Source organism: Paenibacillus sp. FSL H8-0259, assembly GCF_037963255.1.
Lineage (GTDB): Bacteria > Bacillota > Bacilli > Paenibacillales > Paenibacillaceae > Paenibacillus_AQ > Paenibacillus_AQ phytohabitans.
The window spans coordinates 987,940-1,004,695 of the sequence record NZ_CP150147.1; the positions used below are offsets into that span (position 1 = coordinate 987,940).

Consider the following 16,756-nt stretch of genomic DNA (forward strand, 5'->3'; position numbering starts at 1 on the left):
TACTATGATAGTTTTGCGTTCTACATAGGCAAGGAACATATATGAGGGGGAGCATTTTTTTGGAAACGAAACAGTTAACAAGAGGGCTTAAGCCGCGCCATATCGAGCTGATCGCACTCGGCGGTACGATTGGTGTAGGGTTGTTCATGGGCTCTGCAAGTACGATTAAATGGGCGGGGCCGTCGGTGCTGCTGGCCTATCTTTTGGCGGGAATAATCATGTTTTTTGTGATGCGGATTATGGGGGAGATGCTGGTGCTCGAACCGGTCACCGGCTCCTTCGCCACCTTTGCCCACAAATACATCAGTCCGCTGGCCGGATTTCTCACTGCCTGGAGCTATTGGTTCCTCTGGGTGACTGTAGGCATGGCGGAGGTTACGGCAATCGGGATTTACGTGGGATATTGGTTCCCGGACATACCGCAGTGGATTCCGGCTCTGATTGGTGTAGGTATTATTGCGGCAGCCAATCTGGCAGCTGTGAAATTGTACGGGGAGTTTGAATTCTGGTTCGCGATGATCAAGGTGGTCGCCATTGTCGTGATGCTGGTGATTGGAACGGGAGTAATCTTCTTTGGTCTGGGGAACGGCGGACAGCCGCTCGGCTTGTCGAACCTGTACAGCCATGGAGGCTTTTTTGCGGGAGGACTGAAGGGCTTCCTGTTTGCGCTCTGTATTGTCACGGCCGCCTATCAGGGGATTGAGCTGGTGGGCATTACCGCAGGGGAAGCCGAGGATCCTAAGCAAACGCTACGAAAAGCGATCAAAAATATCATCTGGCGTATCCTGATTTTCTATGTGGGGGCAATCTTCATCATTGTAACAATCTATCCATGGAACGAAATTGGCGGAATCGGCAGTCCATTCGTGATGACCTTTGCCAAGGTGGGAATTGTCGGCGCTGCGGGCATCATCAACTTTGTCGTGCTGACAGCGGCCATGTCGGGCTGCAACAGCGGAATCTACAGTGCGGGCAGAATGCTGTACACCTTAGCCCAGAACGGGCAGGCTCCGAAGTTCTTCGGGAAGGTCTCGGCAAGCGGGGTGCCCAGAAACAGTATTATTACAACCATCTCCCTGCTGCTGGTCGGGGTGCTGTTCAACTACCTTATGCCGGATTCCAAGCTGTTTCTCTATATTTACAGCGCCAGTGTGCTTCCGGGAATGATTCCTTGGTTCGCTCTGGCCTTCAGCCAGTTCCGGTTCCGGGACAAGTGGAAGGGCGAAATGGCAGATCATCCGTTCAAGTCGCGCCTGTTCCCGATAAGCAACTACATTATCATTATCTTCCTGTCGCTCGTGATCGTCGGCATGTGGTTCAACCCGGACACACACCTGTCGCTGATTGTGGGGGCTTCGTTCCTGGCCATTGTTGTTGCCGGCTATTATGCCTTCGGCATTGGCAAGCGTGTGCGTCCGGAGGAGGCGGGGGAAGCTTAGATGATAATAAAGAGCCTGTCTCCAATAAACTGGGGACGGGCTCTTTTTCTGGAACCACTTTTATAGAAATGTCGCCGGAATACATCCCGGCAGAATTGAGACTTTTAGGTAAACACTGTATCGGCCTAATGTTGTACGTAATGCAACTTTGGCTCATAGTTACCCGTGTGTTTGAGAGTATTGTTGTACATAATACAAGAATTTTCCCGTCATACTGCCTGAAACCGAAGAAATGTTGCATTTTGTGCAACATTTCTGGTTTACGGCCGATTTTTCGAAGAAAATGTTGTATTTGGTGCAAGAATTCCATCACATAACCGGTCTCTGCCACACACGGCAGGCCTATAAATCTAATTCGAAGCAGACGAGGCTGCCGCAGCAGATGCGGCTGCAACCGCAATTGCCGTCTGCTGGGCAATGATGATGTTGGTAAGGCTGGTAGATAACGCGGAAGTGATAATGCCGCTTTTCACGTCGTCTACATACGTATAGGACACCAGTGCAGCAGACAGCAGGAGCAGCTCCTGCTTGTTAATCGACCAATTTCCGAAGCCCTTCCGGGTGCGCAGTAACTCATACGTCTCCGAGACATCGCTTACCAGCTCTTTCTGTTCATAAGGGAGCAGCGACAGGATGCCAAGCGAAGGAAGGGTATATTCCTTGTCCATCCGGATGTCCTGTGCACGGAAGGCCTCACGCAGGCTGAGCACCCGTTCTGCAGATCCGCCATCTTCCTCCCCAAGCAGCATTACCTGTGTCAGAGCCTGAACGCTGTTGCCGGAGAAAAACTCAGGCTTCAGAGCTACATAGAGCTGTTCCAGGCGCTCTACTCCGTGCTCGATTCCGATATTGGAAATTCCGAGCATGGCAGCGAAGATATAGTCATCCTGTCCGGTCAGGAAAGGGTGCTTCGCTCTCATGCCATCGAAGAATGCCTTCGTGCGTTCGATCACTTGGACATATTGCTCGGATGTAGTATGGGCAGCAATCTGATAGGCGGCAATGACGAGATAGTCAGAAGCCCTGAATTTGATATCCTTCATCAGATCATACACGGCTAACGTTTCGGCAAGCTGCTGCTCCGGTTTAGCAGAAAGAGAGAGCAGGGTGGCAATACTGATGGCGGAAGTCCCGCGGAAGGAAGAGAACATCCGGGTGTTCTCCTTGATCAGCGCATGGTGCGCACGGATCGCTTCAGGATCGGCTGTTTTGTTCTCCACGGTGTAGAGCAATGCCGCCAGGCGGTTCACCTGAGCATTTTGCCAGGGGAATTCTTTCATGATTCTCTGTGCATTTTCAGCGAACAATTCAAGTCTTGCCAGGTATTGTTCCTTCATCGGGTACACCTCTCATTTATACTTGGACACTTGGGCTGATTCTACTATACAAACCCAAATGATGAAAATGAATCTAATCTCATAGACTTGCCGTGTAACCTATGAGAGCGTATTCTTGAACATAGAGAAGGTACATCAGCGCATTATAAACCTGGAAGAGAGGCATGAGAATGATAAGAGCATCTGAAGATAACGAGTATTATGAGTTGTCGAGCCCGACAATTCTGCCCAAGGCTTCAGGATTTCTATGGAATGAGCAGATGATGATTCATATGAATTGCCGCGGGTATGCGGTAGCCCAGTTCATGCAGCCCGAGCCTGCCAAGTACTCCTATGCCCCGAATCTGGAAGCCAAGACCTTCATGCAGCCGGAGCAGCCCTATTATGCCCACCATCCCGGCCGGTTTGTCTATGTGAAGGATGAGGAGAGCGGTGAGCTATTCTCTGCCCCGTATGAACCCGTACGTATGCCCCCTGATCACTATACCTTTGCAGTAGGCAAACATAATATTGTGTGGAAAATAGAGAAGAGCGGTATCGCCATAGAGATGACGCTGAGCCTGCCCAAGGATGAGCCGATGGAGCTGTGGCGCGTGAAGGTAACCAATCTGTCTTCTGCTCCACGGAAAATAAGTATCTATCCCTACTTCACCATCGGCTACATGTCATGGATGAACCAGTCCGGCGAGTATAAGGAAGCTCTGCAAGGCATCGTAGCTACAGCCGTTACGCCATATCAGAAATATCAGGAATACGACAGAATCAAACACTTGAAGGACAAGACCTTCCTGCTGGCTGATCACGCTCCGGCATCCTGGGAGGTGAACCAGGAAGCATTCGAAGGGGAGGGCGGGATCAGCTCGCCGTCAGCGCTGAGAAGCAGTCTGCTATCCCGGGGAGAATCCCGTTACGAATCGCCGGTTGCAGTTCTGCAATATCGGCTCGGCCTCGAGCCAAGTGAAGAGCGCGAATACCGGTTCATCTTCGGTCCGGCTCAGACAGAGCAGGAGATCGCTGATATCCGCCAGCGGATGTTCCAGAATGCTGATGCCGACGGCGAAGACGGATTCGAGCTTGCAGAACGTGAATATGCGGAATACATCCGCGAAGGCAGAGGCTGCATTGAGATCACGACTCCGGATGCGGATCTTGATAATCTGGTCAACCACTGGCTGCCCCGGCAGATGTATTATCACGGGCAGACGAACCGCCTGACGACAGACCCCCAGACCCGTAATTATCTGCAGGATAATATGGGCATGAGTTATATTAAGCCGCAGATAGCCAGGCAGGCTTTTCTGACTGCTCTAAGCCAGCAGGCGGTAAGCGGAGCCATGCCGGATGGCATTATTTTGCATGAAGCCGCTGAACTGAAATATATTAATCAGGTCCCGCATACGGACCATTGTGTCTGGCTGCCCATTTGCCTCAGTACCTATCTGGATGAGACGGATGATTACAGCATTCTGGAAGAGGTTGTCCCTTATGCGGGGAGTGAGGAAACCGGATCAGTCTTCGAGCATATTGACCGGGCGATGCACTGGCTGATTCATGAGCGGGATGAGCGGGGTCTGAACTATATCAATCAGGGTGACTGGTGTGACCCGATGAATATGGTAGGTTACCGGGGCAAAGGAGTATCCGGATGGCTGACGATAGCTACGGCTTATGCCTGCATGATCTGGGCGGATATCTGTGATCACAGCGGCCGGCTGGAGGCTGGCAAGGCATTCCGCCTTGCGGCGGATGAGACGAATGCGGTCGTCAATCAGTATTTCTGGGATGGTGAGTGGTACGCACGGGGAATCACCGATGACAATGTCGTGTTCGGAATTAGTGAGGATAAGGAAGGGCGGATCTTCATTAATCCGCAAGGCTGGGCGCTGCTCAGCGGTGCGGCCGATGAAGAGAAGCGGGAGAAGCTGATGAAGTCGGTCACGGAGCAGTTGGAGACACCCTACGGAGTGGAAAAGCTGGCACCCTCCTATACCGCCATGCGGGAGGATGTAGGCCGGGTCACGCAGAAGCATCCGGGCACTGCCGAGAACGGGGCAGTCTATAATCATGCTGCAGCGTTCTATATCTATGGCCTGTATGCGGTAGGAGAGCAGGATCAGGCGTACCGCCTGCTGCGCAAAATGCTCCCGGGACCTGACATCGGGGATATCATCAGACGGGGCCAACTGCCTGTCTTCATCCCCAACTATTACCGCGGTGCTTACAAGCAATTCCCGAAGACTGCCGGACGCTCCAGCCATCTGTTTAATACTGGCACCGTTCCGTGGGTATACCGCTGCCTGATAGATGGCCTGTTTGGACTCCAGGGCATGCGCGAAGGACTGCAGGTGAAGCCGCAGCTCCCTTCCGATTGGCCGGAGGTTACGGTTAAGCGTAACTTCAGAGGTGCCGGGCTGCATATCAAGATGCAGCGTGAAGCGGGGGTTAAGGCGACAGAAGTCTATCTGGACGGCCAGTTAGCGGAGGGTGGTATTCTTAAGGATCTGGAACCAGGTATGGAGTATACTGTGCTGGTCAAGCTTCCGCCTGACAATGCCTGATAGAAATGAATACTAACCGAAGGGCCGGAATCTCAGGAAGATTCCGGCCTTCTTCCAAGGGAGGAATATAGTGAAAGCGAAACTGGCCGCGGGCGGACTGGATAAGTCCATCGCCGCGCTTGCAGGCACAAGTAATCATCAAGTGTTAGCGCTCTGGGCTGCCGACTGCGCCGAGCGCGTGCTGCCTTATCTGGAGGCAGCATGCCCGGAAGACAACCGGCCCCGGCAAGCGGTTGAAGCCGCGCGGGCCTGGGTGCGCGGTGAGCTTAAGATGGCCGCAGCCCGCCAGGCAGCGTTTGCCGCTCATTCAGCGGCACGTGACGCCGGTCCGGCAGAGGCTTGCGCTGCAGCCCGCGCAGCCGGACATGCTGCGGCAACTGCGCATGTCGCCGCCCATGCAGTGCATGCCGCAACCTATGCCGTCAAGGCTGTTCATGCCGCGGCGGCCCCTGACGGAGCGGAACTCGCCGTCACGCAGGAGCGTGAATGGCAGTACCGGCATCTGGCCCAGCTTAACGAGGACTGATTAGTTGAGGGGGAGGACTGGTAGAAGTCCTCCTGCGATCCTTTTGGCGGCAGTCAGTTACACAGACTTGAAATCCTGCACTAAATACAACAATTCCTTGATTAAATCGACCATAATCAGAAATTGTTGTACAAAAGGCAACATTTCTCCGCTTGCAGGCGCTTTAGCGGTAGAATTCTTGTATTTCATACAACAATTCTCTTAAACACACAAATATGATTGAATCAAAGTTGCAAAACGTACAACATTTATGATTTATCGCTTTACCGGCTGCAAAAGATCCCGCGATTCGCTTAAAGATATGAACTCTGAACAAACTGTGTCGTTCCCGCCTGGGCAAATTTATGCCTGATTTCCTACCCGCCCAAGAAAGTATATAATACAGTAGAACTCACATGCGTCGTGAAAACACTTTGGCACACGGGCGAAGTGTCTTTTTGCATAAGGGAAAGTGTTGTAGGAGGCTGGATCATGGCAGTTACGATGAAGGAAGTTGCCGAACTTGCAGGGGTATCCAAAAGTACGGTTTCGCAATTTCTGAACAAGAGATTCAACTATATGAGTGTGGATACGAAGAAGAAGATTGAAGAGGCCATTGAAGAGCTTAACTATATTCCCAATGAGGTGGCCCGCAGTCTAAAGCATAAGAAGACGTTCATTGTAGGCGTGATTTCCTCAACCATTCTATCAAAATTCACTACGGAGGTTGTGCGTGCCATCGAGGATGAATGCCAGCTGAAGGGGGTGCAGGTGATCGTCTGCAACACTGATGATGACCCGCTCAAGGAGAAGAAATACGTTCAGTCGATGATTGCGCGGCAGGTGGACGGCCTGATTATTTTTCCGACGGAAGAGAATAAGAAGATGTATTCCTCGCTGGTTAAGAATGGTTATCCATTTGTATTTGTTGACCGTAAAATAGACGATATCAGCGTGGACACCGTACTGCTCAATAACGAAAAAGCCAGCGAGCTTGCAGTCGAAGCCTTCGTCCTTCATAACCATACCCAAATAGGAATCATCACCTTCCCGCTTGGAAAAAAGGCAATTACCACGCGGGTTGAGCGCTTGTCCGGTTACAGAAGTACGCTGAAGAAGCATAGTCTTCCGGTGAATGAGAGCTATATCAAAAGCGGCAGACTGGACGAAATGCCGGCGCTGATCGGACAGCTGTTCCATATGGACAATCCGCCTACTGCTATCATCGCCACCAATGACATGATTCTGGAGCAGGTGCTGATCTACGCCAAGAATAACCGCTTAAGCATACCGGAGGATTTCTCCCTGATCGGGATCGATGATGTATCTTTTGCGTCCTTCTACAATCCGCCGATTACGACCATATCCCAGCCAAGCTTTGAAATGGGGAAGAGGAGCGCCCGGCTGCTGCTGGATCTAATTGACCAGAAGGAAGAGGAGCAGGCAGGGCGGCCCGAGCTGGTCCGTTTGAACCCTGAGATTAACCATAGGGAATCGGTCCGCACGCTGGATTGAATGATTAGTAGCATAGATTATTGCTTCGCGCAGCTTACTTTCTTTTGGACCGGAGACAGAACCGGAGAAGGAGAGTAAGTCTTTTTTTGCTTTGGAAACGGTTTTATTTTTTCTGTTGCAAAAAGCAGATATCACGTTATAATGATCGTATGATTCGAGTAATGAATACCCTTGCATTCCTGATTGTTCCTGTTTTTAACAATGATAGCGTGTTCTTTTGAAGAGGGGGGTACCGGATGGCGGTTAATGAGTGAAGTGTTTGATTTTGGTTGTGATTTTGTTCACAAACAAACAGAGTAGTTTTATTGCACAATGTTAAGGCATGTTGTTTCATGGTTTACGAGAGGACCAAATTTTTTTGGAATTTTACTAAATCGATTTAGTAACGAGTTTAAAACTATAACTTTGAGAAAGAAGTTGGAGACCCGCCATGCATATGTTTATGAGTATTATCAAAGAGCCATCAATTATTATTGCCATTGTGACGCTTCTCGGCCTCATCTTCCAGCGTAAGAAAATTCCTGAAATTATTACGGGCACAACCCTTTCCTTCATGGGCTTCACCATGATCAAAGTAGGCGGCGGTATCCTGGGCGGCGTGCTCACCAACTTCAGCAAAATGTTCTCATATGCCTTCCACCTCAAGGGTGTTGTGCCGAGTAACGAAGCGATCATGGCGCTGACCATTGATCAGATTGGTGCAGACGCTGCGCTGATCCTGCTGTTCTCCATGATTCTGAACATTGTGCTTGCACGGGTAACGAAGTTCAAATACATCTATCTGTCTCTGCACCTTGTTCTGTTCATGAGCTTCGCCGCTACTGCGGTTATGAAAGGTCTGGGACTAAGCTCAGTAGTGACTGTTATTGTCGGTTCCCTGGCCATAGGCAGTTACATGGCGGTATTTCCTTATCTGCTGCGCAATGCCAGCCGGAACATCATCAAGTCGGATGAATATACCATCGCTCATGCTTCCATGACCTCCTACATCATCGGTACGTACCTGGGCAAAGTGTTCGGCAACCGTGAGAATGATACGGAGAACATTAAGATTAACGACCGGATCAGCTTTTTGCGCGATCCCAATGTGGCTACTACCTTAACGATGCTGGTGCTGCTGCTGGTGTCAGGACTCGTCGCCGGTGCTGATTTTGTTAACGAATTATCGGATGGCAAGGAATATATCGTCTTCATTCTGGAGCAGGCTGCAATTTTCGCCGCCGGGTTGTATATCGCCAAAGCCGGTGTTAAGCTGTTTACTACAGAAATCGTCCCTGCCTTCAAAGGCTTCTCCCAAGTGTTCGCTCCGGGCGCAATCCCAGGTGTGGATGTTCTGGTCCTGTTCGACAAATCGCCGAATTCCGCTCTGGTCGGATTCCTGGTCAGCTTCTTCACGGGTGTGGCCTGCGTGTTCCTGTTCCCGCTCGTTGGATTGCCGGTAATTGTTCCCGGAATTATGGCCTGCTTCCTAGCCGGCGGTGCTGCTGCGATCTTCGGGAATTCCAGCGGCGGCTTCAGAGGGGCTGTCATTTCCAGCTGTCTGAACGGTTTCCTGCTGTGTCTGCTGCCTGCTCTTACGTTGCCGCTGTTCTCCTACCTGGGAGCTGAAGGGGTAACATTCGCTGATCCGGACTTTACTTCTTTGTCGGTTATCCTATGGGGGATTTTCCGCTGGTTCCATTAATTTTTTTGGACATTAACTAAATCGATTTAGTAACTATTGAATAGGAGGTATTACTTTATGTTTTATCACGATCAAGAGATTCAGGCTGTAACTGTAGACAGCAATACTACCCGTAAGGTGCTCGCTCACAGCGACCAGATTATGTGTACGAAGGTGATGTTCGCCCAAGCCCAGGCAGGAGAAATCCCGCTGCACAAGCATGTGCATGAACAGGTTACCTATGTGCTGCAGGGCAGCTTTCAGTTCATGATCGATGACGGTGAAACGCAGGATGTACAGACCGTCAAGGCTGGCGACAGTATCCACTTCCCGTCCAATGTGCTTCACGGCTGTATCCCGCTGGAGGATGACGGCATTTTACTGGATGCTTTTACACCGGCACGGGCGGATTTTCTTTAAAAGAGTAACTGAACAGCAGATAAGGCTGTTGAGAGGCGCGGGGAATCCGTGTCTCTTTTTTTGGAAATAATTATAATATGGGGTCTACGCAAAGTACCTGATTAAACATCGCAGTTAATGCCCCGCCTTGCGGGGTTATTTGATATGAAAATACTGGTATTGTAACCTTGCGGATTATATTATAATTAGTTCAAAAAAACAGGATCTTTGTCGTAAAAGGACAGAGAAGAAGGGCTTTATATGGGAACTAGTGAAGATCAGCGAATCGCAGCGAGACAGAAGCTTATTCAGGTATTCACCTATCTGCAGGCTCTGCACCAGCTGAAGCAGCCGATAATCAAGCATATATCCGGGCAGTTATGGTCGCAGTCCCTTGCGGATCTGCCGGTTCATTCTAATGTGACCTGTGATTTCACAGAGGGGATAAGTCCCTCTGAACGTATAGACGAGGAGATGCCTGAGGTTCTGCTGCGCGTGAAGCGGCCTGACCGGACCGCCTGTCCGAAGCCGCCGGAGCTGCTGCAGCGCTGGCTGAAGCCGGATTGGGAGAAAATTCATACCCGCCCGGAACGGCTGGAGAGCATGGACAGCTACCGGGAAGCTGCGGATTCCGGGGAATATGAGGCTTATGTTGAACGTTTCGATCAGGACGAAGAGAGAGTGCGGCTCTGGGAGAATTGGACTCAGGAGCGTGAGGCCTGGCAGGAGCGGGAGTGGCCTGTCCGCAGAACGATTAAGCTGTTCGAGGATTTGTACATGCTCTATTCGTGGATTGAGCGGGAGCGGGACGCTGTGGAGCTGATAATCGGCGACGGGATTCTGCACTGGGAGCTTACACCGGAGACGATTCACCATCCGGTGCTGCTACAGAGGATCGAGCTTGTATTCAATACGGAGGGACCCGAATTTACAGTTATAGCCTCCGAAGCCGCCCCCGAATTTCATGGCTCCTTGTTCAGAGATGTGCCTGAAGTCAGTCCGGGGTCGATTAAGAAATGCACCGCGGATTTGCTCGAGGCTGCATGCTCCCCCTTGGATTTCACGGATACGGATGAATATTTGCGCAAAGTATCCGGATACTTGTCTGCCCAGACTGCGTTTATTCCTTATAATAGAACATCTGCACAACCGGCTCAGGACAAGACAGTAGTGTATATCCGGAGAGAACCGGTTATTTTCCTGCGCAAGCGGTCGGCCGGTTTCGATCATGCGTTCGAAGAGATTATTCAGGATTTACAAGATAGAGAGGAACTCCCTCAGGCGATTGCCAGAATTACCGGCATTGATCCGGGGGAGGCTTCAGACGGAACGCAGGTTTTTTCGTATTCGAATTTGAATGTGAATGGTGAGAACGAAGAGATTCTGTTCACCAAAGAAGCGAACTCTGAGCAGCTGGATATTGCTCTTAAGCTGGGCAGATACGGTTCTGTTCTGGTGCAGGGCCCGCCGGGTACCGGGAAGACGCATACGATTGCCAATCTGCTGGGCCATTTCCTGGCGGAAGGCAAAAGCGTACTGGTCACCAGTCACACCTCAAGGGCACTCGCCGTGCTGCGTGACAAGGTGGCAAGGCCGCTTCAGGATCTGTGTGTCAGTGTGCTGGATGATGCCAGCGGGCAGAAGCAGCTGGAGAATTCCATCGATAAGATTACTTCCACCTTAAGCTCCATATCCATTGAACAGACGGAAGCGGAAGTAGAGCAGCTGACTGCCGGACGCAAATCCATTCTGGAGCAGATCAGAGGCATTGAAGACAGATTGCGGCTCTCCAGAGAGAACGATTACCGGTCTATTGTTATTTTTGGCACTTCCTTCGATCCATCCGCAGCTGCCAAAATGATCTCCGCAGGCCGGCATACGATGGAGCTGGTGCCGGGAAGGATAGCGGCCGGACAGGCTTGTCCGCTTACCCCTGACGAGCTGGAACAGTTATATAGAAGCTCTGGGGAAATCAGTGCGCTGGATGAAGCGGAATTCCGGTACTTACGCAATCGTATAGAACTGCCTGTCACTCCTGAAATTTTCCATGAGCTTGTGCTGGAATATCAGACACTTGCCGCTGCAGATACCGTCAGACATCTTCCTTACTTTAAGCCCGGTATGGCTGTACATCCCGGGAAGCTGAACGCCGCTCTCCAGCAGCTGCGTGAGGCGTTTGGTGCCGTTACTGAGGAAGAGTGGAAGCTGAATCTGATCTCATCTAAGGAAACGGAGAAGAAGGATTGGACCGATCTGCTGGAAGAAGTGGAGAAGTGGCTTGAGCTATACCGCGCCGCCAGAACTGCGCGGTACAGATATGGTTTTGAACATTTGGCCGATACGGATCTGCAGCCGCTGCTGCCTGTACTGGAGGAGATGAAGCGGTATCTGGAAGACAGGGGGAAGCTGAGCACGTTCCAGCTGTTGCTTAAGAGACCGTGGAAGAAGGCCTGCGAGCTTATAGCGCCTCCCGGCAAAGGAATTGAAGAGGTCAACGCTGCCTACCTGGAGGCTCTGCTTACTGTCGGTACGTATCAGGCGCAGCGGGCCAAGTCCGTCATCCGCTGGAAGCGTCAGGTTACGGACGGGGGCGGATATGATCTGGCCCGGTTCGGACCGCAGCCCGAAGAGTATATGGATAACATTATTCAGGAGATCCGCAGCCTGCTGGACTGGCGGCAGACAAGCTTTGATCCGCCGCTTCAATCCCTCGAGAGCGAGGGGCTGCTGTGGAATGTTCTGCTGAACGCCAAGCCTATGACGGTAGGCAAACATATGGATTGGATTCATATGCGGGAGCTGGTAGAGCAAGAGCTTCCTTCTATTATAGGTGCCAATATTAATGCAGAGAAATGGAGAACAGTTAAAGAGCAGATCGCGGAAGCAGGCAGGGCTGCAGAGTCGCTGGCAGATTCGCGTTCCGCTATAGCCTGCCGGCTGCAGGAGAGTGTAGAGCGGCTGGACCCGCAGTCCTATGAGCAAACGTATCAGGCAGTTCAGCAATTATGGGATAAAAGTGCGCGGATCAGCCAAAGGGAAGAATGGCTGGAGCGGCTGCAGCAGAGTGCTCCGGATTGGGCGGAGGCGCTCAGGCACAGAAGCGGAATCCACGGAGAGCACCGGGCCCCCAATGGACTTGAAGCGGGTTGGCTGCTTAAACAATTGGATATGGAGCTTGATCAGCGGGCGGGTATCTCCGCACAACAACTTCAAGAAGAACTGGTGGAGATTCGTAAAAAGTTCAAAGCGGCCACACTTCAATTAGTGGAGAAGAAGGCCTGGCTGGCGCTTGCCCGGAAAACTACGCTGAAGCAGCAGAACGCTCTTCACGGCTGGAAGCTGCTGATGAAAAAAGCCGGCAAGCGTACGGGAAAAGCGGCTCCCCATCTGCTTGCCGAAGCCCGGAAGCTGATGCCGGTCTGCCAGACGGCTGTTCCTGTCTGGATTATGCCTACGTACAGAGTGGTCGACAGCTTCACTCCGTCCGAGAACCGGTTTGATGTGGTTATCGTGGACGAAGCCAGCCAGGCAGATATTATGGCGTTGACAGCACTGTATCTGGGCACACAAATTGTCGTGGTAGGTGATGATGAGCAGGTGAGCCCGGAGGCCATCGGCCAGCGGCTGGATGAGACCAGAAGACTGATGGATGCCCATCTGGAGGGGATTCCCAATGCCGCACTTTATGACGGCAGCACCTCAATTTATGACTTAGCCAAAACCTCATTCGCGGGCATGACGCAGCTTAGGGAGCATTTCCGCTGTGTGGAGCCGATTATCCAGTTCAGCAACCTGCTCTCCTATAATGGTTCCATTCTTCCGCTCCGCGATGCCGGCGGAGTAACCACGAAACCGTATACCGTGGAATACCGGGCCCAGGGCGGGAGCCGGGACGGTAAACGCAATGAGGCAGAAGCAGAGGCCATTGCTTCGCTAATTCTGTCTGCTATCCAGCTGGAAGAATACAAGGATGCTACATTTGGCGTGATTACGCTGCTTGGCGAAGAGCAGGCCATTCTGATTGACCAGTATTTGCAGAAGTATATTCCGGCAACGGAATACAAGCGGCGGAAGATTCGCTGCGGCAACTCCGCCCAGTTTCAGGGGGATGAGCGCGATGTTGTGTTCCTGTCCATGGTGGACGCTTCAGAGGAAGCTGTGCCTCTGCGCCTCATCTCTGATCCGGGGAACCGCACCAAGAAAAGGTATAACGTAGCTGTAAGCCGCGCCCGCGACCAGCTATGGCTGGTGCACTCGCTTGATTCCGTAGCCCAGCTCAAAGAAGGGGATTTGCGGAAACGGTTAATTGAATATGTCAGAAATCCGTATGCAGCGGATGAAACGTATAAACAGCAGGAGCCCGTGCTGGAGTCCGAATTCGAGCGGCAGGTTATGCGGCGGGTGCTGGATGAAGGCTATAGAGTACTGCCTCAATGGAAAGTAGGGGCGTACCGGATTGATATGGTTGTTGAAGGCGGCGGGAGACGTCTGGCGGTGGAATGCGACGGAGACAAATGGCATCCGGCAGAGAAGCTTAAGGAAGATATGGACATACAAGCCATACTGGAACGCCTTGGCTGGAGTTTTGTGCGGCTTCGGGGCGGTGAATATTTCCGGAATCCGGAGCAGGCGCTGCAGCCGCTGTTCCGCAGACTGGAGGAGCTCGATATTCCCCGTGAGCTTCACCGGCAGGAGGCGGATGCGGATGACGGGGAGGCCGGACAACCTGCGCTGAAGACGGTTATCGTAAACAGGGCAGCGCAGATCCGGCGGGAATGGCAGGAGCTTGAACGCGAACCTGGTGTTGAAGATTCGAGCTCTCCGGGGTCAGCGGCGGAGCCGGCGGGGTTCATTGCTGCGGAGCAAGTGCACGAGGAGACGGCGGAATTCTTTTATCAGGAAATCAGCCGGCAGCCGAATTTGACGGACTATTGGACGGAAGAAATGCGAAGCAGGGAAGAAGACAGACAGGCGGTGCTGGAGCAGGAGCTTAGCTTGCTGGAAGCGGATGCGGGTCTGGAGCTTCCTTACTGGCAGGGCTTAACAGCGGACAGTGCTGAATTGGGAGAGGACGGGACTCCGGCTCCGGATTTAACCTGGTGGAATATTTGCACAGCCGGGGTCTGCAGTTTGTAGATACCAGAGATCAGGACGGTGCAGTCTGGATCATTGAAGACCTGAACCTGATCCGCTATTTGCCGGAATTACGGCGGAAGGCTGTACCGTTTAATTATCTGAAGGAAGGGGTGTATGCTACCCGCTGGAGAGCCGCCTGGTATAGCAGATCATGAGAATAATGATATGGGGCTTTTTGATATTACCCTCATTCTCTGCGATAATGTAAGCAACTATCTTAATAGGGAGGCTGCATCATCATGGCAAATCACATTCCAGAAGTAGTGTTGAACGACGGATTGAAAGTGCCTGCGATTGGCTTTGGAACGGCGTGGATTAAAGGCACGGAGGGAGTACAGCATCTGAAGACTGCCCTTGATTTGGGCTACCGCCTGATTGATTCAGCATTTAACTATGAGAACGAAGGCGTTGTCGGGGAAGCAGTGCGGCAGAGCGGAGTGCCCAGAGACCAGCTGTTCATTACCTCCAAGCTGCCGGGACGTCACCACAAGTATGATGAGGCGATCGTGACCGTTCAGGAATCGCTGTACCGCGCGGGACTTGATTATTATGATCTGTATCTGATCCACTGGCCGAATCCGAAGGTGAACCTGTATGTAGAAGCATGGCAGGCACTCATCGATGCCCAGAAGCAGGGGCTGATCCGCTCGATAGGGGTGAGTAATTTCCTGCCGGAGCATCTGGACCGTCTGGTTCAGGAAACAGGCGTAGCACCGAGCATCAATCAGATTGAGCTGCATCCGTATTACAATCAGGCAGAGCAGCGTGCTTACCACGGGAAACACGGGATTATTACAGAATCCTGGAGTCCGTTGGGACGCGGCACGGATCTGCTGAAGAATGAACAGCTCGGCGCAATTGCCGCAGCGCACCATAAATCCATCTCACAGATTGTTCTGCGCTGGCATGTGCAGCTGGGTGCAGTTCCGATTCCGCGATCCTCTTCGGAAGAGCATCAGCGGGAGAATATTAATATTTTCGACTTTACGCTGTCAGACGAAGAGATGAAGCGGATTGCGGAAATCCCGGCAACCGGACCGCTGTGGGATCAGGACCCTGCGGTGTACGAAGAGTTTTAAGAAGGATTGAATGGGAAGTGTTAAGCCTCTTGCTTATTTAGCAGGGGGCTTTTTCATATTCCTGGTCATACATAATTCGTTTAGGAAAATGGGAAGCTGGTTACATAGAAAGAGTCAGAAGCCTACAGAGGAGGAATACACAATGAGCGATCAGTATACGATTCAGGACCCTGCGAAGCAGTATGAAAAAGCTACGCCTGAGTTTGAACAGCAGCAGCCGAGTCCCGGCCTGGAGAAGAAGATGCACCCGCGTCCCGATGACGGGGCGGGAACGTACCGCGGCAGCGGACGGCTTACCGGCCGCAAGGCCGTTGTAACCGGAGCGGACAGCGGAATCGGGCGGGCGGTAGCCATTGCTTTTGCCCGTGAAGGGGCTGATGTGGTTCTTGCCTATCTGCCGGAGGAAGAAGCTGACGCGAAGGAAGTTGTCCAGCTGGTGGAGGAAGCCGGCCGCAAAGCCGTTGCCGTGCCAGGCGATCTGAAGGACGAGAAGTACTGCGAGCAACTGATTGAGAAGGCCGTGGAAGAACTGGGCGGGATTGATATCCTGGCCAATATCGCGGGCAAGCAGCAGTTTGTACCGGATATCGCTGATTTGACCACCGAGCAATTCGATGCAACCTTCAAGACCAATGTATATGCGCTGTTCTGGCTCTGTAAAGCGGCGGTGAAGCATATGAAGCCGGGCAGTACGATCATTAACACTGCTTCCATTCAGGCTTATGAGCCTGCGCCGATTCTGCTGGATTATGCCACCACCAAAAGCGCAATTAACACCTTCAGCAAATCGCTGGCTCAGCAGGTAGCTGCCAAGGGAATCCGGGTTAATGTTGTAGCACCTGGACCTGTATGGACTCCGCTTCAGGTAAGCGGCGGACAGCCGCAGGAAGCGCTGAAGGATTTCGGAGCCAAAACACCACTCGGCCGTCCCGGCCAACCGGCTGAAATGGCCCCGGCCTATGTATTTCTGGCCAGCCAGGAATCCAGTTATGTCAGCGGCGAGACTTTGAATGCTAACGGCGGCATGCCGACACCTTAAATCAGCGTATATGCTCAAACCTCCGCAAGGAGGTTTTTTGTTATATTTGGAAATTATGAAATTCATCTGTAATGGATAAATTCGGT

11 protein-coding genes are annotated in these 16,756 nt (G+C 52.0%); 10 read left to right on the forward strand and 1 reads right to left on the reverse strand.

All coding sequences use genetic code 11. From position 1 onward, the window contains the following. Positions 1-59 precede the first annotated feature (59 nt). Positions 60-1,439, forward strand: a complete 1,380-nt coding sequence (locus tag NSU01_RS04230; RefSeq protein ID WP_076247947.1) for an amino acid permease — start codon at positions 60-62, stop codon at positions 1,437-1,439. 350 nt (positions 1,440-1,789) lie between these two features. On the opposite strand, the gene NSU01_RS04235 is transcribed toward NSU01_RS04230, so the two are convergent. Beyond that, positions 1,790-2,776: a DUF4003 family protein gene (locus NSU01_RS04235; RefSeq protein ID WP_076247949.1), complete on the reverse strand. Its 987-nt coding sequence runs from the start codon at positions 2,774-2,776 to the stop codon at positions 1,790-1,792. A 170-nt stretch (positions 2,777-2,946) separates the two neighbouring features. On the opposite strand from NSU01_RS04235, the gene NSU01_RS04240 reads away from it, so the two are divergent. The 9 genes from NSU01_RS04240 to NSU01_RS04280 all read left to right on the forward strand — a co-directional run bounded on the left by NSU01_RS04240 (position 2,947) and on the right by NSU01_RS04280 (position 16,670). After that, entirely contained in the window at positions 2,947-5,334 is a 2,388-nt protein-coding gene (locus NSU01_RS04240; RefSeq protein WP_042133623.1) for an amylo-alpha-1,6-glucosidase, read from the forward strand. A gap of 70 nt (positions 5,335-5,404) precedes the next feature. Then, positions 5,405-5,860 carry a putative immunity protein gene (locus NSU01_RS04245; RefSeq protein ID WP_256704024.1) on the forward strand — a complete coding sequence of 152 codons (456 nt, stop codon included), beginning with the start codon at positions 5,405-5,407 and terminating at the stop codon, positions 5,858-5,860. 471 nt (positions 5,861-6,331) lie between these two features. Further along, positions 6,332-7,354: a substrate-binding domain-containing protein gene (locus tag NSU01_RS04250; protein WP_076247952.1), complete on the forward strand. Its 1,023-nt coding sequence runs from the start codon at positions 6,332-6,334 to the stop codon at positions 7,352-7,354. Between the two features lie 430 nt (positions 7,355-7,784). Further along, entirely contained in the window at positions 7,785-9,038 is a 1,254-nt protein-coding gene (locus NSU01_RS04255; RefSeq protein WP_039292428.1) for a PTS ascorbate transporter subunit IIC, read from the forward strand. Positions 9,039-9,095: 57 nt separating this feature from the next. Next, complete coding sequence (locus tag NSU01_RS04260; RefSeq protein WP_076247953.1) at positions 9,096-9,437, forward strand: cupin domain-containing protein; 342 nt, start codon at positions 9,096-9,098, stop codon at positions 9,435-9,437. Between the two features lie 240 nt (positions 9,438-9,677). Next, a complete protein-coding gene (locus NSU01_RS04265) occupies positions 9,678-14,552 on the forward strand; it encodes an AAA domain-containing protein (protein ID WP_076247955.1) in 4,875 nt (1,624 codons plus the stop codon). Beyond that, entirely contained in the window at positions 14,525-14,707 is a 183-nt protein-coding gene (locus NSU01_RS04270; RefSeq protein WP_076247957.1) for a hypothetical protein, read from the forward strand. The genes NSU01_RS04265 and NSU01_RS04270 overlap by 28 nt, the downstream gene beginning before the upstream one ends. Positions 14,708-14,791: 84 nt before the next feature. Beyond that, positions 14,792-15,631: an aldo/keto reductase gene (locus NSU01_RS04275; RefSeq protein WP_076247960.1), complete on the forward strand. Its 840-nt coding sequence runs from the start codon at positions 14,792-14,794 to the stop codon at positions 15,629-15,631. Between the two features lie 142 nt (positions 15,632-15,773). Further along, entirely contained in the window at positions 15,774-16,670 is an 897-nt protein-coding gene (locus NSU01_RS04280; RefSeq protein WP_076247963.1) for an SDR family oxidoreductase, read from the forward strand. Positions 16,671-16,756 lie beyond the last annotated feature (86 nt).